The sequence below is a fragment of the Chachezhania sediminis genome (assembly GCF_009765275.1).
GTDB classification, from domain to species: Bacteria; Pseudomonadota; Alphaproteobacteria; order Rhodobacterales; family Rhodobacteraceae; genus Chachezhania; species Chachezhania sediminis.
Window position 1 is genome coordinate 48012 of sequence record NZ_VOPH01000010.1, and the last position, 20042, is coordinate 68053.

The window sequence follows — 20042 nt, forward strand, 5'->3', positions numbered from 1 at the left end:
GATCGCGCTCAGGCGCCGCCGCGAAGGTCCGGTCGGTGCGTCAGCCAATCGGCGCAACCCTTTGCGACGGCCTGATAGACCGCGCGGCCGATGGCCTCGCCAACCTCGGTGTGCAGCCCGGCAAAGGCCCCCTCCCCCGGCATGACCGCCAGCGCGATACAGTCGGTGCCGGTGCCCGTGGCCATGCCGCCGGGAACCGGCAGGCCGGCCTCCATCACTGCGGCGGTGCGGGCCTGGGTAGCGATGGTCAGGGCCTCGATCTGGGCAGCCTCGGTCAACCCGGCAGAGGTTTCGACGGCAATGTTGATAGTGCCGATCCGGTGCCCGGGGGCACGTCGGCGACCGACGCGTTCCGCGTTCGACAGGCCGACCGTCGCAAGGCAGGTGGCCGTAAGCTCCCCGACCTGCGCCGTGCAAAGCCTGTAACTCGCGACCGAGCGCGAGGTCAGCAGCGTCGGGGCATCGTCCAGCCCGGCCCCGTCCAGCGCCTGCTGCAACCAGACCATGGCATCCAGCCCTTCGGGCAGGTCGCTGTCGCGCACCTCGCGGAACACGACCCGATCCGCCGCAACGAAACCCGGCAGGTTCAGGGCCCAGCTTAGCACCCGCATCGGTTCGCGAAGATCGGCAATCAGCCAGGGCGCGTCGTGGGTGACCTTCACCGCGGCCTCCGGGACAGGGTCATCGGCTGCAGAACCGGACCTTCGGGCGTGTCCGCAGCCCAGGCAGTGATGCCGAAGACATCGGCCAGCCGTTCGGGCGTCAGGACCTCCAGCGGCCTGCCATCGGCCACGATCCGGCCGCGGTCCATCAGGACCAGCCGCGTGCAGAAGCGCGCCGCCAGACCCAGGTCGTGGATCGAGACGACGGTGCCCACCCCTTCCGTTGCCAGACCGGCAAAGACCTCCATCGTGGCGATCTGGTGCGCGGGGTCGAGGCCCGCAATCGGTTCGTCCGCTATCAGCAGCGGCGTCCCCTGCGCCAGCGCCCGGGCCAGCAGGACGCGCGCCTGCTCGCCCCCCGACAAATGCGTCGCGGTGCGGTAGCGATAGGCGTCCAGGTCCATCCGCGCGATAGCTGCGTCGATGATCTGCGCATCGGCCGGCCCTGCCCTGCGGCCATGGGGCACGCGGCCCAGGGCGATCAGCCGTTCGACAGTCACGGGCCAGGCGATCTCGCGCGCCTGCGGCAACCAGGCGACCTGACGGGCCCGGGCCCTCGGCGGCAGTTCTGCCAGCGAGGACCGGCCGTCATGCGGCAACAGGCCCAGCGTGGCGCGCATCAGGGATGTCTTGCCCGCGCCGTTGGGGCCGACAAGTCCCACGACCTCACCCCCCGCGACAGAAAGCGAGGCGCCTTCCACCACCGGGCAGGGACCGCGCCGGACGGTCAGGTCTTCAAGGGTCAGCAGAGTCATGCACCTTCCCTCCGCGTGCGGAAGACCAGATGCAGGAACAGCGGCGCGCCGACGATGGCGGTCAGGACGCCCAGCTTCAGGTCCCGGTCCGGCAGGATCAGGCGGACGGCAATGTCCGCGGCCAGCACCATTGCCGCTCCACCCAGCGCCGAGGCCGGCAGCAAGCGGCCCGGCATCGCACCCACGGCCCGGCGCAGGATATGAGGCACGACCAGTCCGACAAAGCCCACGGCTCCGGTCACGGCCGTCGTGGCGCCGACCAGCAGGGCGACCCCCGCCACCAGCCGCAACCGCAGCCGCACCAGCGAGATGCCCAGGCTTTCGGCCGCGTCCTCGCCCAGCGTCAGGGCATCCAGCCCGCGCGAGAGCGGCATCAGAAGGGCCGCACCGGCCAGCACGAAAGGCAGGCACAGCCAGACATGCAGGAAGGACCGGTCCGCCAACGAGCCCATCATCCAGAACATGATGTCGGAGGCGGCGAAGGGATTGGGCGACAGGTTCAGGACCAGCGAGGTCAGCGCACCCGCCAGAGCCGAAATCGCGATGCCCGCCAGGATCAGTGTCAGCGACCCGCCCCGGGATCCCGCCAGCGCCAAGAGCAGCACCGCCGCAAGGCCCGCACCGACCAGCGCGGCGACGGGAAGCGCCAGAACGAAGGCGGCAGACAGGCCGGTCTGGATCGCCAGCACGGCCCCAAGTGCGGCCGATCCGCTGACCCCCAGCAACCCGGGTTCGGCCAGCGGGTTGCGCAGATAGCCCTGCATCGCGGCCCCGGCAAGACCAAGGGAACCGCCGACCAGCACGGCCAGGATGGCCCGGGGCAGGCGGATCTCGCGCATGACCAGCGTCATCACACCGCCGTCACCCGCGATCAGCGCCCGCAGGCTTTCACCGGCCGGAAGCCCGGCCGGACCGATCAGCAACGACGCAGCAAACAGGACTGCGACAAGGGCCGCGAGCTCCGCCAGAAGCCAGCCGAAACGGATCATTCCAGCGCCTCCGCCGCCCTGGCCAGCGTTTCGACCGCGTTCAGGACGGCCGGCGTGCCGCAGACCCAGTCGCTGTCGGTCAGGGGGGCCACGCGCGCGCGCGCCTGCAGGGACCGCAACGCGGGATGGTCCAGGATTTCCTCGGCCACAGAGGCCGCCGGCCAGCGGGTCGGCAGGACGACAAGGTCCGGGTCCAGCATCACCAACTGTTCCAGCGGCAGCTGCCCACCACCGGCAAACCCGGCCTCGGCCGCGACATTGTCCAGTCCGGCGGCATCGAGGATCGCCCCAGACAGGCTGGCCGGGCCGGAAGTATAGCCCCGCGCAGCATAGATCGCCGCGCGTTTGCGGATCGCGGGGGCCGCGGCGCGCAAACTGGCCAGCCGGGCATCGACGCCGGCTATCAGGCGGTCCGCCTCTTCTGCCCGCCCCAGCGCCGCGCCCACTTCGGCAATCCGGTCCCGAACATCGTCCAGCGAACGGGCCGGATCAACGATCAGCACCGGGATGCCCAGCCGTTCCAGCATCGCCACCGTCGCGCGCCCGGTATAGCGGCCGGCGATGACAAGGTCGGGGTTCAGCAGAAAGATCTCCTCGGCCCCGCCATGATGGAAGGGATAGGCCTCGGCCTCTTCCGGCATGGCCGAACTGCGGGGGTCGCGGGCCAGCCACGACACCGACAGAAGCTGCCCCGGCGCGGCCAGCAGCATCGCCAGCTGGTCCGTGCAAAGGTTCATCGACACCACGCGCGCCGGCGCCGCCCCGACCGGGGTCGGGACGGCCAGCAGGCCCAGAAGGGCCGACAGGCGCAGGGCGCGCACGATCAGAACCGGATGTTCAGGCCGGCATAGGCCGTCCGCGGGGGCGCGTCATAGCCCAGGACCTCCTGATACTGTTCGTCGAACAGGTTCTCGACCCGGGCCGTCAGGGTCAGGGCCGCGTTGATCCGGTGCTGGGCGGTCAGGTTCACAACGGTAAAGTCCTTCAGCTTCAACAGGTCCGACCCATAGGACGGCGCGGTATAGTCATAGTCCCACAGGCCGCCGACGTAGCGCATGTCGGCCCCGATTTCCGTGCAGCCGTTCGGAAACAGGTAGTAGGCGCGCAGGCCCAGTTCGTTGCGCGGCCGTCGCACTTCTGTCCCGCCCTTCGGGTCCGTCGCATCCAGCCAGGTGTAATCCGCCCCCAAGGTCAACCCGTTATCGAAGGCGAAATCGGTCGAGACCTCGACCCCCTTGCGATGGCTGCGCCCGTCCTCGTTATAGGGCGTCGATTCACCGGTCGTGGCATTGTAGGTGCTGTTGATCTCGTTCGTCAGGTCGGCCCGGAAATAGGTCACGTCGATCACGCCACGGTCGCCCATGAAGCGCTGTTCCACGCCCAGGTCCCAGCCGGTGCTTTCTTCGGGCAGCAGGTCCGGATTGCCGATCCACGTCCCCGGGTTATAGCCGAACTGTTCGGTCATCGTCGGGTTCTGGACCGCCGTCCCGGCAGAGGCATGGGCCCGGGTCGTCCCGTTGGGCAGAAGGTAGGACAGGCCCAGCGACCACGTGTCGGTATCGGCGAAGCCGCCATCGTTGTCGTCGTGCCGTGCGCTGGCCTGCAGATTCAGCGCGTCCGCCAGGAAGCTGCCGCGGTATTCCAGGGCCACGCTTTGCTGACGCCGCTTCTGTTTCGCCATCATCGCCGGGTCGAAGACCAGGCTGGCATCGTTGTTCTGGAACGTCTCCTCTTGCCGTTGCAGCAGGACGCTCAGCACCTGCCCTGCCGTTTCGACAGTACCGCCATCCAGTGCCAGCGACCCGCGATAGCTGAAGGTCTGCCGCGTGGTGGAGTAATCCGAGGTCTTGACCCCGCTGTTGGTGTCCACGGCATCGATATCGGCCATGCCATAGAACAAGTCGCTGCGATAAAGCCCGCCCAGATGGTCGATCTTCGCATAGGCAGTCCCGAAGAGGTTCGTCTCCTTCGTCTGAAGGTCGGCGTCGGTCACCAGCCCCGAAACCGTGGCCGCGCCCCAGTTGAACTGGTCGTAGTCCGATGTCCGCTGAACACGCCGCAGCGTGCCGCCGACGGTGATCTGATCCGTCAGGTCGTATTCCAGCCGGCCGTTCAGCGTCGTGTTGCGGTCGCCGTCGGGCTTGCCGCCGCTGCCGGACACGTCATAGCCATCGGTCTGCCGTTGCGCAGCGGATGCCGAAAGCCGCAGCCGGTCGGTGGCATAGCGCAGCGACAGGCGGCCGCCCAGCGTGTCCTCGGTGCCTACTTCCAGCTCTCCGGTCGTGACCAGCCCGGGTTCTGTTGCGGACTTGGTCACGATGTTGATCACGCCGCCGATGGCGTTCGAGCCATAGATCGAAGATTGCGGGCCGCGCAGGACCTCGATCCGTTCGATGTCGTCGGCCAGCAGGTCGGCAAAGTCATAGGCGCCGCTGGACGGGTCCGACACGTCCACCCCGTCGATCCTGACCAGCGTGTGGTTGCCTTCGGCGCCGCGGATCCGGACCTGGGTCAGGGCGCCCGTGCCGCCCGACTGGCTGACCGAAACGCCGGGCAGCGCACGCAGGGCATCCGACACGTGGCGGATCTGGCGTTCCTCTAGGTCACGGGCGGTGATCACGGTCACGGCCCGGCCATAGCGTTCGGCCTCGATCGGGATCAGGCCCCCGCCCAGGACGAGTTCGCCCAGGTCGAAGGGGGCGGTGTCCTGCGCAAGGGCAGGAGAAGCGGCCAGAGCGCTGGCGCCAACGAAAAACAGGGTAGTCTTCATTTCGGTCCCCGGAAACGGCGACGGGCAACGGCCCGCACCGGGATCACTGATCATGTCCTGGACGGGGAAGGCCCCGATCCGCAGACGGCTGCTGCCACCACTGCGGAAAGGTCCGCCGTCCGCCGCGCGCCCCGCACGGGAACCGGGTGATCTGTCCTGGCAGGTCTCCTGACTTGCGGGTCGATGCAGGCGCCGGCCTTCCCGCGGGGTTCACCGCAGTGGCATGTTCGACGCTGCTCTCCGCTTACAGTTGCGGGGGCAGTCGCGGTCTTGGGACCCGAAGACCCCGCACCGCGTTCCCTTTTCATCGGACGGCGAACCGCCCGAACCAGAACGCGCGCAACCTGACCCAGGCAGTCGCCAAAGAAAAGCCGAAAGCGGGATCAGGCCGCCATGCGTTGCAGAACTGCCATCACGGCGCGGGCGGCAGAATGCCCTTCTGCTGCAGGACCTTCAGCAGCGCCAGGATCGTCTGGGCGCCAAGGTCGACGGACCCCGCGATATCCACGCCCAGCCCGCCATTGCCGATTTCGCGCGGCGACCCGACCGAGAAGTCCGGGTCGAGAACCTGCAACTCTGCCGGCAGTTGGGGGCAGAGCGGCCGGCCTTCCAGCACCAGGTTGACGCCCTGATTGAACAGCACCCGCAGCGCAGCGGCCCGTTCGGCCTTGCTGGGATCCTCGTTCACCGGTTTCGGGTCGCGGGCGACCTCGACCAGGCGGAACACGACGCAGTTGTCTTTGATGCTGGCCGAGGCTTCGGCCCGGATGCCGATCCGTTCCGTCCGGGTCTGCGCACCGCGTTCCCATGACCCTTCGCCGGTTCGCTTGCAGGCATAGCTTCGGGCCTCCAGTTCGGTATGGGCGATGATGTTCCGGCCCGAGGCCACGACGTTCAGCCTATCGACCTCTACCTGCGACGCGCAGCTGTCGACCAGCAGTGCACCCTTGGCCAGTGCCGGCACCTTCTTCTGGATGTCGCGCAGGTCCAGCATCGCGGCCAGCCCGATCCGGGTCGGCGCGACGGCCTTCATGCCAAGGGCCAGGCGATAGTCGACCGGTTCCGACAGTCCCTTGAGGTTGCCGGAAATACCGAAGGCGACGGTCTGCCCTTCGGGCAAGGTCCGGCCGATCTCCGCCTCGGGCGGTTTCGGCAGGTGCCCCTTGGCCTGCAGCAGCCGCAACAGCGCGATCAGTTCCGCGGCACCGGTCGACACCGACCCCGACAGACCCGCGCCGATACCGCCATCCCCGATCTCGAACGGGCCGCCGTCGGTGAAGTGCGGTTCCAGGACCTGCAAGGCCGGGGGCAGTTCCGGGCAGATGGGCTTGTCCCGCAGCGCGGCGTTGCCCTTTTCCAGGATCGCCGCGCGGATGCGTTCGGTCACGCCGATGGTATCGGCGATCCAGCCGATGAAGCCGCTGGGGCTGACCTGCAGGTCGCGCAGCTGGAAGGTCACGCAGTCATTGCCGAAATCCGTGCCCAGAAGAGCTTCGAACCGGACTGTCTGGCTGAGAAGGTGGATCCCCCGCACCTCGTCCGCCGTGTCGCGGCCCTTGCACTTGTAAAGGTCGGCCCGCACCGTGCCCTTGGCCCGCACGTCCGTGCCCTGACCAACGGTTTCAGCCAGCCGGACGGTCAGGGCGATGCCGCATCCGGCATCCTTTTCCCCCGACAGCAGGACCGGCAGGTCCCGCTGGACCTGGCGCAGGTCGACGGCCGCGGTCATTGCGATGCGGGTCTGGGATTCCGCGGCAAGGCCCACGTACAGCGCCAGCGGCAGGTCACCCCTGGGCGTGGCGATGGACTGCAGCACCTTGAAGGCGACGTCCCCGGCAAAGCGCAGCGCCGGCATCGGGACGGTGGTCACCACCTGCTTTTGCGGCGGCTTCAGCCCTTCGGCATCGCCGCAGGAGGACAGGATCAAGAGCCCCAGACCGGCCAGCACCGTTGCAATGGACCGAAAGACGCGCGCGCGAACGCTTTTCATCACAGTCACCCCCAACAGCGCCGCATTCGACGCTGTCAGCTTTCGTCCGCCATCGCACGCGTTTTCCCCTTGCCGCCCACGCCTTTCCGCGCGGCGTGGCGGCGCCGCCGCACAAACGCGACGGGGGAAAAGGACTGCCGCCGGGCTGGGCCCCGCGCGTCGCGCAATGATCCGTGGGATCAGATGCCACTTCGGCGCAGTTACAGGCCGGTCCCGGACACCGGAACTGCCTGGGATCTCGCGATGCCGGCCATGGCTTCCGACGTACCTGGCAGTCCCCGGGATCGACCGCCAGGTCCGGCTAGAACGCCGCGGCCAGGCCTTCTGGTCCCCGCCCGTTTACCGCGGCGCGGTGAAGCTCCGCCCGGTCGTGACGTCCGGGGCACGACGTGGGGCTGCGACACAGGCGATCCGGCAGGGGACGGCCACGGGCCGTCCCCGGGTCGGTCGGTTCAGACCGCGGTATAGGCGCCGTCGACCAGGTGATAGGACCCCGTAATGAAACTGGCATCGTCGGACAGCAGGAAAGCCACCAGGTGCGCGACCTCTTCCGGCTTGCCCAGGCGGCCGATCGGATGCTGGGTCACAAGGGCGCTCTTCTGCTCGGCATCCAGCACGTTCAGCAGCGGCGTATCGATATAGGCGGGACCCACGGAATTCACGCGGATGCCCTTCTGGGCGTATTCCACCGCCGCCGTCTTGGTCAGGCCCACCACCGCGTGCTTTGCGGCCACATAGCCCGCCGCGTTCGGCGTCGCGACCGTCCCCAGGATCGAGGCGATGTTCACGATCGCCCCGCCGCCCGAATCCAGCATCGCAGGGATACCGAAGCGCATGCCGTAGAAGACCGCGTTCAGGTTGACGCCGATGATGTTCTGCCAGCCGTCGACCGGGTATTCGCCCACCGGTGCCTGCGGCCCGCCGATCCCGGCATTGTTGACCAGAAGGTGCAGCCCGCCCTGGTCCATGGCCGTCTTGACCAGCGACTCGACCACCGCCGGATCGGCAACGTCGCCGGCCAGCGCCACCGCCTGCCCGCCCGCGGCCTCGATTTCGCCGACCGCAGCTTCAGCGACCTCAAGCTTCAGGTCGGCCACGAAGACCTTCGCGCCCAAGGCGGCCAGCCGCAGCGCGATGGCCTTGCCGATGCCAGAGCCCGCGCCGGTGACCAGTGCATTCTTTCCGTGGAAATCCGTCTGCATGGATTGCGTCCCCTCTGTGATGCTGTCGCGGCCGGAGCGCTCCGGCACGCAGATCAGATATAGAAAGCCTTTTGAAGTTTTTCAGGGCCTGCCCACCGCGCAATACCGCGCAGACACGTCCGGCAACGCCGCATCGCGCGGGGCCAAAGTAGTTCGTCCCCGCGATACAACCCCGGCCACCGGCTGGCAGCGGGGCAAAAAGCCGGGCCTGGAGACCCGGGCCTCCAATCCGGGATCCTGGGCATCGCGGATGTGATATCCGCGGGCGCCCTTTTCCATCCGCCGGCCTGTGCCTATCGTGCCGCCATCCGCGCCCCGGCCCGCCATCGAGACAGGACAGCCGCGGCGCCAAGTGGAGGACACGAATGAATCTGAACGTCACCGGTAAGACTGCACTGCTCACCAGCACATCGGGGGGCCCAGGCGCCCATTTCGCCCGCGTCCTGGCCGAGGCCGGCGCCGCCTTCACACTGGGCACCAGCCACGCCGGCAAGCCGGCCCGGATGACCGGCGCACTGAACGCCGAACGACAGAAGGCCGATGCGGTTCCGCTGGACTTCGCGGATGAAGGCAGTTTCGCCGACCTGTTCGGGGACCTCCATTTCGGTGCTGTGAGGAATACGATGGATAGCACTTTCCTTTCCGCAAGGTCCCGCGCATGACCCCGGCCGAAGAACAGGCACTAGGCCGCTGGATCGAAGACACGCTGGGGCTGGACGGACCGCTGACCGCAGAACCGATCTCGGGCGGGCAGTCGAACCCGACCTATTTCGTGACCATGGGCGGCACCGCCATGGTCCTGCGCAAGCAGCCGCCGGGAGAGTTGGTGAAAGGCGCCCATGCCATCGACCGGGAATACCGCGTGCAGTCGGCGCTGGCCGGCAGCGGCGTGCCGGTCCCGGCCATGCGGGCCTGGTGCGACGATCCCGCGATCCTCGGGACACCGTTCTATTTGATGGACAGGGTGCCCGGGCGGGTGTTCCACGACACCTCGATGCCCGGCGCAACGGCGGAAGACCGGCGCGCAATGTACCTGTCGGTCGCGCGGACCATGGCCGCGATGCACGCGGTCGATCCGGAGGCGGTGGGCCTGGCCGACTATGGCCGGCCGGGAGACTATTTCTCGCGCCAGATCGGCCGCTGGGGACGGCAATGGGGTGAAGCCAAGGCCTATGACATCCCGGACCTGGACCGGCTCTACGACTGGCTGCAGGCCAACATGCCGGCCGATGACGGACGGGTCGCCATCGCCCATGGCGATTTCCGCATCGGCAACATGCTGTTCGCCCCGGACACCCCCGAGGTCTCGGTCGTGCTGGACTGGGAACTGTCGACCTTGGGCCACCCGATGGCGGATCTGGCCTTCTTCTGCCTGTGCTGGCGGTCGCGGCAGGACGAATATGGTGGCTTTGCCGACCTCGACTGGCGGTCCCTGGGCATTCCGGGCAGGTCGGAATTCCTGGCCGAGTACAACGCCCACAGCACCCACGGCGCGGAACTGACGCCGTTCCACGAGGCCTTCGCCCTGTTCCGTTTCGCCGTGATCTTCGTCGGCATCGCCGACCGGGGCCGTCAGGGCAACGCCGCCGGCGACGCCGCGCAGGATGCCATCCGCCTGGCCCGCGCCTTTGCCGCGCATGGCCTTCAGGCCGCGGCGGGACAGTAGTGCCATCACCTTCGGGGCCTGTCCGGGCCCCGAACCTACGCCCCCTCCCCTGCCCTGCCCGGTCGTTTGCCGCGGCACACCGCTTATTCCGTCCCGTCGCGTGCATTGAAGATCATGGTTTCCGCCAAAGCACGGGGTTCAAACGGTTTTCGGCCGAAGACTCCGATTCCCTTCGAAACCGCGAGCTGCACACCCAATCCGAACGAAAATGGGCCGTTTGTTCGGTTTCTCCGGGTAGAGCTCCAAGAAATCGGCTTGCCGACATCGCGGAAAGCAGGCCAAAGCGCTGTTTCATCCACATCGCCCTGTGGATAAGATTTCCGCAAGGGCAGAAAACTGTTGCCGGAATCGAACTCTCGTGGCATTTGGCATTCTGACGGTGTTTAGCGATAGAACCCCAGACCACCGTCAGAACCTTACAAGACCCACATAACGGGCTACAAGAGGCAGTGAGCAATGGATGTCACGAACGCGTCCGCGCGGGCGAAAGCCGTTGGAATCGATTCCGATCATATCGGAGCGATGGCCGACAGCCTTGCGGAATCGCTCGACCGCCAGATGAAAATTGCCTTCCAGCCCGAAGAACGTAAGACCCTGCGCCGCTTCAGTTCGGGCGAGGTGGCCGAGATGCTGCGCGTCAGCCCGTCGAACCTGAGGAACCGCCACAAGGACGGCAGTTTCCCCGAGGTCTTCACCGACGCCCGCGGCCACCGCTTCTACAGTGCCGAGGATGTGGATACCCTGCGCGGTATCCTGGGCCGGACGGGCAAGAACGCGGCGTCCTACCAACACGGACGGCGCAAGTCCGATCGGCTGCAGGTCCTTTCGGTCGTGAACTTCAAGGGCGGCAGTTCCAAGACCACGACGACGATCCACCTGGCACAGCGTTATGCGCTTCGCGGCTATCGCGTACTGGTGCTGGACCTGGATCCGCAGGCCAGCCTCACGACCTTTTTCGGCTATCGCCCGGAACTGGAATTCGGCGAAGGCGGCACGATCTATGACGCGCTGCGATACCACGATCAGCGGCCGCTGTCCCAGGTCATCCGCAAGACCTATTTCCACAATCTCGACATGGTGCCCGCCGGTCTGATGCTGTCGGAGTACGAGACCGAAACGGCCAATGCCCTGGCCGGCCGGATCCAGCCCATCTTTGCCGAGCGGCTGGCTCTGGCGCTGGAGGAGGTCGACGGCGACTATGACATCGTCCTGATGGACTGCCCGCCGCAGCTGGGCTTTCTGACGCTGACGGCGCTGTCGGCCTCGACCGGGCTTTTGGTCACTGTCGTTCCGGGCATGCTGGACATCGCGTCGATGAGCCAGTTCCTGAAGCTGGCATCCGAAACCATAAAGGCAGTGGAAGAGGCGATCGGCCGGCGGGTAACCTGGGACTTCCTGAAGTTCCTGATCACGCGCTACGAACCTTCGGACGGACCGCAGACACAGATGGCGGGCTATCTTCGGTCGATCCTTGTTGACCAGGTGCTGACCGAACCGATGCTGAAATCGACCGCGATCAGCGATGCCGGCATGACCCAGCAGACCATCTACGAGGTCGAACCGGGGCAGCTGATCCGCAAGACGCTGGACCGCGCTCTGACCAGTATGAACAGCGTCGCGGACGAGCTCGAGACGGTGATCCAGAAGGCATGGGGACGCTGATGGGACGCAAGATCTTTTCCGCGGCCGAGGCCGCCCAGGACGCCTCCCCTGCTGCTGCCAAGCGGCAGGGTTTCGGCGGGTCGGTCGGGGGCCTACGTGACTCCCTGCGCGAGATCACGGCGAATTCGATCCGCGACATCGATCCCGACCGGATCGAACAGGACGGTCTGCGCGACCGGCTGGCGATGGACGAATCCGGCATCGTGGAACTGGCGGAAAGCATCCGCCGCCACGGCCAGCAGGTCCCGATCCTGGTCCGCCCGACGGGCGAGCCCGACCGCTATCGCATCATCTATGGTCGGAGGCGGCTGGCCGCCATCCGCAGGATCGGCGGGCCGGTCAAGGCCATCGTCCGCACGCTGGACGACGAGGCGTCGATCATCGCGCAGGGGCAGGAAAACAACCTGCGCCTGGACCCCTCCTTCATCGAGAAGGCGCTGTTCATCCGCGAGATGCAGGAAACCGGCTATAAACCGCAAGTGATCCAGGATGCGCTGGGGCTGTCACGACAGGGCGTGTCCAACCACAAGGTGGTGCTGGACACCCTGCCCGACGAGCTGATCCGGCTGATCGGTCCGGCCCATGGCATCGGCCGGCGGCAATGGGGCGAACTGGCCACGCTGGCGGCCGAGATGGACCTGCTGACCGTCGCGCGCGACATGCTGGCAGGCATGGATCCGGAAAGCGACAGCGTCGCCCGATTCCACGCCGTGATGGACGCCGGCAAGATCGCGATGCGCAAGCCGCGCGAAGCGACAGCGCCGGACGCCGCCCAACGCGCATTGCTGACTGTCGACGGAAACCCCCTGGGCGACCTTCAGCGCAAGAAGGACACCATCTCGCTCAGCGTCTCGCTGCGGGATCACCCGGAATTCGGCCAGTGGATCGAGGAGCAGGCGGAGGACATCCTTCAATCGCTTCTGATCCGCTGGAAGGATGAAACCGGCCGGCAATAACAAGACCGGCCACCATAAAAACCGAGCAGAAGGAGCACGCAGGACCCCAAAAGAAAAGAGCCCCCCAAGGTATCCCCTGGAGAGCCCTCATCATGTGATTAGCACCTGTGATGTAGCAATCTCCGACATTCCGGTCAAGTGTCGCCGATTCGGCGAGCCGGCTTTTTGCGGCCTTTTTTCGGGTAACACCGGGGAAAGGCATGGGTGGGGTCTGGCCTGACGGTCGTCCCGTGTTGGAAAACATGGCATTCAAACGGATCCCGCTGCCGGGCACGCGCCCGGCGGACCGGTCGGCCTGTGCCGACCCGAAATCCACCGCGTGGGACATCCTGCGCGCCGTTCGCGACGCCCGCAGCATCCTGGGCCTGCGCGCCGGACACGTTCAGACGCTCCAGGCGATGATCAGCTTCCTGAAGCCCGGACAAGGCGTCGTCGTCTTCGCATCGAACATCGAGCTTTGCCGCAGGGCCGGTGGCATCGACGAACGCACCTTGCGCCGGCACATCGAACGGCTTGCCACGCTGGACCTTCTGGACCGCCAGGACAGCCCCAACGGCAAACGCTATCGTGTCCGGTCCACCGACGGATCGGGCGCCAGCTTCGGCCTGTCGCTGGCACCTCTCTTCGCGCGGGCCGAGCGGCTGATCGCCCTCGCCCAACAGGTCGAAGACGACCGCCGCACCGGCCGCTGCCTGCGAAAAGTCCTGCTGGCGCGCCTGGCCCGGATTGAAGACGTAAATGGCGAGACGGAAGCGACAGCCGCAATCCGCAAGACGCTGCGCCGAGCCCTGGCGCCCGACGACTATCGCGCGATGCTTGACGCCCTACCCTCGGTTCCTGCGGAACAATCGGAACCGACCGTTTTGCCCGCCAATGACGGTCAAACTGTCCGGCACCAATCTAAGTCAGAACAAGAAACACAGGATTCCGAACCGTCGGTCGAAACCGGGACGACCTGCTCCTTGCAGCAGATCGTGGAAACATGCCATGAAGCCGTCGCATTTTCGACCGGGCCATTGCGATCCTGGACCGATGTCGTGAACCACGCGACGGGACTTTCGTCGATGATGGGGATCGATCCCAACACCTATCGCCAGGCAACCCGAAGGCTGGGTGAAACAAGAGCGTCGTTGACCGTGTTTCTTCTGCTGCAACTGGGCGGCCACATCCGGAACCTGCCCGCATATTTCCAAAGCGTCACATTGGGTAAACGAGCTGACAGTTTCGATCCGGCGGCCCTGCTGCACCGGATGGCACAGGCCTGAAGTCCAGCGTCCACCGCGGTGGACAAGGCGGTCAAGGCATGAACAACCCTGTGATATTCGACAGGCCCTCGCCCCTCCGTGGCTGGCTAAACCGATTGGGCTTATGCCCGGGAGACCTTAGCGCTGGAATATCCGATGCCAGAGTACGGTGAACTTGTAAAAGGCGCGGCCAGATCATTGACATTAGTGACAGCCTCCATGGCCTATTCCCAGGCCGGCATGCCGCCCACAGCCAAAATGACCCCGGTTACGAGTCGTTGACGGACATGAACGCGACCGTTCTGCAGATCCAGGTCACCGGATCATGGGCACCTATGTCGAGGTCCATGCCGTGGTCTTGCAGGACCGGTCCGGCCCCAAAGCCAGGCCCGACATTGGCCGTCCCGGCGCAATCCAGCGGGGAGATTTCGTCCGCCGTCGCCGAAGGGCGCCCAGTTCCCGGAGCGGTCCTGCCGATGGACAAGCAATCCGGGTTTCCCAGGACCGCCGTGTTCGCCGGGACAATCCATGACCGCGGCCACTCACAGCCAGGCACGGTTCGACGCAGCAGCCAACGATGCCGTGATCCAGACAAAATGGTTGTAGGAACAGGATGAGGACGAAAGCGTTCTTCTGATCGGGGCAGGCCTGCCAATGACCCCTTTCCGGTCCCGGCCATGTAACAGGTGGGACAGGTGGTCCCGGATCGTGGGCGACATACAGTCCACCGCGGTGGACAGGGCCAGGACAATCTCGACCCGTAGGTACATGCCCAAACGACCGGTCTTGTTCCATGTGTGGAGTACTTCAGCCCTGAAGCGATCGCGCTGCCACGCCCACCCGATGACCTTGACGCAAGACGGCGCAAACGGGGCCCGGTCCGGCCTTCGAAGTGTACGCTGGCAGCGCTGACAGACGCCTCGATCCGTCTTCAGTGTATGCCCAATCTGACCGGACACATTCTGACCGCCAACCCCCAGATGGCAACGTGGCTGCCGGACAGCATGCACTGAAGTTCTTGGGGCCGCGGCAGGGCGATGAAGATGAAAAAGTTCCCGTCCGCAGCCTGATCCCGGCGAAACGAAAGCGGGGCCCGCCGTCGTCACGGCGGGCCCCTTGGCGCCTGGCAGGGCAGGAGGAGGTTCCGCCTCAGGTCGCCAGGACACCGCCGTCGATGTGAAGCGTGCTGCCCGTCATCATCGCCGACATTTCCGAGGCTAGGTAGAGCGCGCAGTCGACGATGTCCTTGGGCGTGGCCAGTCGCCCAAGCGGGATGTTCGACCGGGATTTCTCGACCAGTTCCTTCGGATCGCCAAGGCTTTCGAAGAAGGTGGGCAGCATCGGCGTGTCGGCGGCCACCGGGCAGATGCAGTTCACCCGTGCGTTGAAGGGCGCCCATTCCGCGGCCAGCCCACGGGTGATCATGATCACCGCGCCCTTGGACGCGTGATAAGCCGACAGCCCCGGCCGTCCTTTCACGCCCGACACCGAAGACGTCACGATGGCCGAGCCGGAGCCAGAGGCCTTCAGCGCCCTGGCCGCGGCCCGCAGGGTCAGCCAGACCCCTTGCGTGTTGATGGTCATGATGCGCTGGAACTCGGCCAGGGGCATGTCCTCGATCGCGCGTTTGGGTTGGGCGACGCCGGCATTGGCCCAGACCACGTCCAGCCCGCCGAAGGCATCGACAGTCCTTGCGACCATGTCGGCGCAGCTTCGTTCATCGGCCACGTCGGCGGCCACCGCGATGGCCCGACCACCGGCGGCGGTGATCTCTTCCGCGACGGCGGCCGCGTTGTCGGCATTGATATCGGCCACGCAGACCGCGGCGCCGTGGTCCGCAAAGGCGATGGATCCGGCCTTGCCGAACCCGGACCCGCCGCCGGTGATCAGCGCAACCTTGTTTTCAAGCAGTTTCATGCGGTCCTCGCAGGTTATCCTGTCCGGGCCCGAGATCCGATCCGCGCCGAAACCCTACCCGTTAGTAATATATACTGATTAGTAATGATTATATGGCGGCAACCGCAAGAACATAATTCCTGTACTGGCTGGGCGACCGGGGCATTGATGCTACCAAATGGTATAATAAGTGCCGTCACACCATCTACGCTTGGCTGACCTCGACGTCTTCCTGCCGGTATGCACTCGACCCCGCAGAAACGGCCATATCGCATATGTGAGAAAACCGTACCGGGGCCCGAACCGGATTGACCGGTTGCATCCGGCAGGATCATGCTTCGGGTGTATACTATTGGGTATAGGTTCGGTCGGTCGCCGTAATGAGAGCAAGGGAAGGGGGGCAGACATGAACGCACTGGCAGGACTTCGCGTCGTCGAGTTCGCGGATGGGCTGGCCGGCTCCGTCGCCGGTACGCTGATGGCGGATTACGGCGCCGAGGTCGTGAAGATTTCGACCGCGGCCGTTCCGCGGACCGGCGCGATGGCCTTCCGCTATCGCAACAAGGCCGCGCTGGTGATCGACCCGGACCGGGATGCGCATTTGTTGGCCGGATATTTCGCCGGGGCGGACGTGGTGATCCTGGCCGACAGGTGGGCGAGCCATGGCTGGCAAGGAAGGGCAGGGGAGGCGCTGGCGGCCAATGGTCATGCCATCGTCGCGCGGATGCCCACGACCTGGCTGGGCGATCCGAAATGGGCGACGGACGTGGAATCCCACGGGCTGCTTTGTGCCTATGCCGCCATCTCCTCGCGCCAGATGTCCACGGATGGATCGCCGGTCGAGATGGTGGGTCCTTACGTGCTCTACATCCACGGGATCTGGTCGGCGGCGTCGATCCTGTCGGCGGTCTTCGCGCAGGGCGAAGGAGAAGCAGGGCAGCAGATCGTCGTGTCGGGCGTCCATGCCTCGATGGTCACATCGTCGGCCTCCGTCGCCGTTGATCCGAACGGGCCCGAGACATCGACCAAGGTCGGCGCCTTCGGCAAGCATCCGACCTATCGGCCGTTCCGGGCGAAATGCGGCGGCTGGATCGCCAGCGGCGCGCTGGGGCAGCGGTTCGTCGGGCTGATGCTGGTCGAACTGGGCCTGGGCTGGATGATCGACGAACCGCGGGTGGGCGGCAATCCCGACGCCGTGACCTTCCCGCAGAACTTCGAATGGTCCACCGCGCTGATCGAGAAGGCCTTCCTGCAGCACGACGTCGCCCATTGGGCCGCGCGCTTTCGCGAGAAGGGCATCCCCGTGGAACCCGTCCGCCACCGTGACGGGCTCATGGACGGGGTGCAGGTCACCGCCAACGGCATCGACTGGCGGCTGGATGCGGAGGGCTGGGGACAGGTGGTGACGCCCGCACCCCCCGCGATCCTGACCCGTACGCCGCCGTCCTTCCGCCATGTGGCACAGGGGGCCGAATCTTCCTGGCCCGCGAAGTCGGCGCCAACGGTCGAGGCGCAGGTGCGCCCCGGCCCCTTGGCGGGCGTCAAGGTCCTGAACCTGGGCACCTTCGTGGCGACGCCCATGGCCGGGTTCCTTCTGGCGGAACTGGGCGCCGATGTCGTGAAGGTCGAGGATCTGGAGGGCGATCCCTTTCGCGCCACGGGCTTTTCTTTCAATCGGGGCATGCGCAGCTTGTCGGTGTCCCTGCGGACGGGGGAGGGCAGGGACCTCTTCCGCCGTCTGTCGCGATCGGCCGACGTGGCGATCAACGGGATGCGGCCGGGGACGATGGCCCGGCTGGGTCTGGATCACGACCGGCTGGCAGCCGACAATCCGGGGCTGATCAGCATCGCTCTGTCCGCTTATGGCACCCAAGGGCCCAAGGCGATGCTGCCGGGCGTCGACATGGTGATACAGGCGATGACCGGGATCATGGCGGCCCAGGGGGATGGGACCACGCCCTATGTCTCGTCGGCCGCCTATGTCGACGTGACCTCGGCCTGTGTCAGCGTCTGGGCCACTGCCCTGGCGCTGGTCGAACGCAAACGGTCGGGGCGGGGGCAGGCCGTGGAAGCGGCGCTGCTGCGCACCGCTGTCTTCATGCAGGCCGAACAGGTGACCGGCGTGAACGGCACCGCGGGGCTGGTACAGGGCGATACCGATTACAAGGGTCGGGCCGACCATGACCGCCTGCACCGGACGGCGGACGGCTGGGTCCGGATCGCGGCGTCGGACGCCGCATGCGTGACGGCCGCGCTGGGAACGGCCGGCATCGCCCAGGGCATGGCACGGATCACGACGGCCGAAGCCGTCACGCGACTGACCGCCGCGGGCATCCCGGCCATCCCGGCCCGGAAGGTGAAGGAGTTGCTGCGCGACCCGGATTTCGTTCAGTCCGGTCAGGTCGTCTTTGTTCCGGGCGAGGTACACATCCTGCCGATGGTTGGCCGGCTGGCACACTTCGCGGGCGGGCAGGTGGGGCGGACGCTGCTGCCACCGGGGATCGGCGAGCACTCGGTGACCTTGCTGCAGGAATACGGGCTGAGACCTGACGAAATCGACACCCTGATCCGCGCCGACACGGTGCGGGCGGGTGTGCCGATGCCGCTGCGCTTCGGCCTGACCTATCGCTGAGCGACCCGGATAAAGGTATGCCATGGCCCGGGCCTTGTCGAAGACCGCGGTATCCTGATCGCGGGCACCATCGAGGTCTGGACGGCAAGGTTCCACGAGTATCGGAGACGGATCGTCTGGACGGATTCAACCTGCCGTTCCAAGGATATTCGCAGGTCGCAAGTCAGCGATGACGACGTGAGGCCGAACAGGAGGGAATTCCTGCGTCTCGTCCAGGTGCCGGGCAAATACTGCAGGGCACAGGGGGGACGTGCTTCATCCGTTTTGTTCGGGCGAATGGGTTCCAGAAGGTAGGGCCCAGAAAAGCTTCGCTTGCCCAAACCGACGGTTCCCGCTCCATCGACCGGTTGGAAATCGGGCCCTGGCGCCCGACCAACGTCATTTGGGGTCTTTTTCAACCGGAACCAGGAGACGTTCGGCATCAATGCAATCGGCGGTCTGCCAGTCGATGGGTCATGTGCGGGCCGTTCAAGCCTGACAGTAAATTCGTGCCGTTGACCGCGGTCGCTCAGGTCCCGATGCTTCGCCGCTACCGTTTCAAGCCCGGAGAGGGGGTTCAGGCTGACGTGGAAACCGAGGTACAAAAGCTATTGAAGCGCTTCGACCGCCGCGGTCCATTCCGTTTCGATACCCTTCGGCGTGGCTAACGCGGTGGCCAAGTCCAAATGTCTGATCGGCAGATCCAGCGCGCGGGTCGATCTGATCCGCCGTCGCCCGGAATGGTGTCTTCAGGGCAAGTCGGCTATGTGGTCCATTCGTTGTCCGGTAAGGGATCGCTCATGATCGAGACATTCGAATATCATCAGGCCCCGACCGAACGCGGACCGCTGCCGCTGGAGGTTGATCTTTTCCGGACCGGCGCCCCCCAGCCCAGGGGCACCGTGGTCTGGCTGCATTCCGGTGGGTTCAGAAGCGGGTCGCGAAAGTCTCCGAAACACGCCGGAATCGCCGCGGAACTCAACAGTCAGGGCTATGACGCCTTGTTTCCGTCCTACAGACTGGGCCGGGACAAGCCGGTGTGCGGGATCAAATGGCGGCGCATTCATCGGATGGATGCGGAAGTCGCCGCCCTTGGCGAAGGGCTGACCGTCCATTTCACCCGGCGCCTGGCCATGGCCGCGGTCGAGGATACGGTCGCGCTGCTCTACTGGCTTCGGGACCGCCCGGACCTTCACGGCATCGCCGGCCCGGTCTGCCTCTGCGGATCCTCGGCCGGGGGAATCACGGCGCTGAACGTGCTTTACGCGTCGGATCTGGCGCAGGTCCGGCGGCCCGATAACATATCGTCGGTGTTCGTGGCCTCGGGGGCCTTTGCCTATGCGACGTCCCGGGTCACGGGCGAGGTGCCTGTTCTGGCGCTCCACAACCCGGCCGACACGCGGGTGCCGATCGCCCCCATCCGCCGCCTGGCTGCCCACGATCCCGCCCGGATCCGCCTGATCGAGACGACGATCGAACATGGTGGCATCCGCGCCCATCCGGCCGAACCCCTGGCCGAGGCGGTCGCCCGCATTCTTCATCACGACCGGACGGCGCGAAACCTGGACCTGTGACCGTCAGCTCACCGACCGGATCATGTGACCCGGATCGGCCCGCGTCGGCAAGCAACCGCTTGCAA

Annotated in this window: 15 protein-coding genes and 1 riboswitch; of the genes, 7 read left to right on the plus strand and 8 right to left on the minus strand. The window is 66.2% G+C overall.

Features of this window, described 5'->3' with window-relative positions:
• Positions 1–8: 8 nt before the first annotated feature.
• From FQK05_RS21325 to FQK05_RS21355, 7 genes are all read right to left on the minus strand, one after another.
• Positions 9–662 carry an adenosylcobinamide amidohydrolase gene (locus FQK05_RS21325; protein ID WP_407644515.1) on the minus strand — a complete coding sequence of 218 codons (654 nt, stop codon included), beginning with the start codon at positions 660–662 and terminating at the stop codon, positions 9–11.
• Positions 659–1417, minus strand: a complete 759-nt coding sequence (locus tag FQK05_RS21330) for an ABC transporter ATP-binding protein (protein ID WP_158970728.1) — start codon at positions 1415–1417, stop codon at positions 659–661. Before FQK05_RS21330 ends, FQK05_RS21325 begins: the two co-directional genes overlap by 4 nt.
• On the minus strand, positions 1414–2406 hold the full coding sequence (locus FQK05_RS21335; protein WP_158970730.1) for a FecCD family ABC transporter permease: 993 nt from the start codon (positions 2404–2406) through the stop codon (positions 1414–1416). Before FQK05_RS21335 ends, FQK05_RS21330 begins: the two co-directional genes overlap by 4 nt.
• Positions 2403–3227, minus strand: a complete 825-nt coding sequence (locus tag FQK05_RS21340) for an ABC transporter substrate-binding protein (protein WP_233270622.1) — start codon at positions 3225–3227, stop codon at positions 2403–2405. Before FQK05_RS21340 ends, FQK05_RS21335 begins: the two co-directional genes overlap by 4 nt.
• Before the next feature lie 2 nt (positions 3228–3229).
• Entirely contained in the window at positions 3230–5176 is a 1947-nt protein-coding gene (locus FQK05_RS21345) for a TonB-dependent receptor plug domain-containing protein (RefSeq protein ID WP_158970732.1), read from the minus strand.
• 141 nt (positions 5177–5317) lie between these two features.
• Positions 5318–5524, minus strand: a riboswitch (cobalamin riboswitch).
• A 64-nt stretch (positions 5525–5588) separates the two neighbouring features.
• Complete coding sequence (locus FQK05_RS21350; RefSeq protein WP_158970734.1) at positions 5589–7166, minus strand: hypothetical protein; 1578 nt, start codon at positions 7164–7166, stop codon at positions 5589–5591.
• A gap of 452 nt (positions 7167–7618) precedes the next feature.
• Complete coding sequence (locus FQK05_RS21355; protein ID WP_158970736.1) at positions 7619–8368, minus strand: SDR family NAD(P)-dependent oxidoreductase; 750 nt, start codon at positions 8366–8368, stop codon at positions 7619–7621.
• A 365-nt stretch (positions 8369–8733) separates the two neighbouring features.
• On the opposite strand from FQK05_RS21355, the gene FQK05_RS21360 reads away from it, so the two are divergent.
• From FQK05_RS21360 to repC, 5 genes are all read left to right on the plus strand, one after another.
• Positions 8734–9030: a hypothetical protein gene (locus FQK05_RS21360; RefSeq protein ID WP_158970738.1), complete on the plus strand. Its 297-nt coding sequence runs from the start codon at positions 8734–8736 to the stop codon at positions 9028–9030.
• Positions 9027–10034 (plus strand): phosphotransferase family protein, encoded by a 1008-nt coding sequence (locus FQK05_RS21365; RefSeq protein WP_158970740.1) that lies wholly within the window; start codon positions 9027–9029, stop codon positions 10032–10034. The genes FQK05_RS21360 and FQK05_RS21365 overlap by 4 nt, the downstream gene beginning before the upstream one ends.
• A gap of 456 nt (positions 10035–10490) precedes the next feature.
• Positions 10491–11696, plus strand: a complete 1206-nt coding sequence (gene repA, locus FQK05_RS21370; RefSeq protein ID WP_158970742.1) for a plasmid partitioning protein RepA — start codon at positions 10491–10493, stop codon at positions 11694–11696.
• Complete coding sequence (gene repB / locus FQK05_RS21375; RefSeq protein WP_233270623.1) at positions 11696–12652, plus strand: plasmid partitioning protein RepB; 957 nt, start codon at positions 11696–11698, stop codon at positions 12650–12652. Before repA ends, repB begins: the two co-directional genes overlap by 1 nt.
• Positions 12653–12894: 242 nt before the next feature.
• Entirely contained in the window at positions 12895–13917 is a 1023-nt protein-coding gene (repC, locus tag FQK05_RS21380) for a plasmid replication protein RepC (RefSeq protein ID WP_158970745.1), read from the plus strand.
• Between the two features lie 1128 nt (positions 13918–15045).
• Here repC and FQK05_RS21385 read toward each other — a convergent pair.
• The gene (locus FQK05_RS21385; protein ID WP_158970747.1) at positions 15046–15813 is read right to left on the minus strand and encodes an SDR family NAD(P)-dependent oxidoreductase; all 768 of its coding nucleotides are present in this window, start codon (positions 15811–15813) and stop codon (positions 15046–15048) included.
• 385 nt (positions 15814–16198) lie between these two features.
• Here FQK05_RS21385 and FQK05_RS21390 point away from each other — a divergent pair, with 385 nt between their 5' ends.
• Positions 16199–18424, plus strand: a complete 2226-nt coding sequence (locus FQK05_RS21390; RefSeq protein WP_158970749.1) for a CoA transferase — start codon at positions 16199–16201, stop codon at positions 18422–18424.
• Between the two features lie 779 nt (positions 18425–19203).
• A complete protein-coding gene (locus FQK05_RS21395; protein ID WP_158970751.1) occupies positions 19204–19977 on the plus strand; it encodes an alpha/beta hydrolase in 774 nt (257 codons plus the stop codon).
• Positions 19978–20042 lie beyond the last annotated feature (65 nt).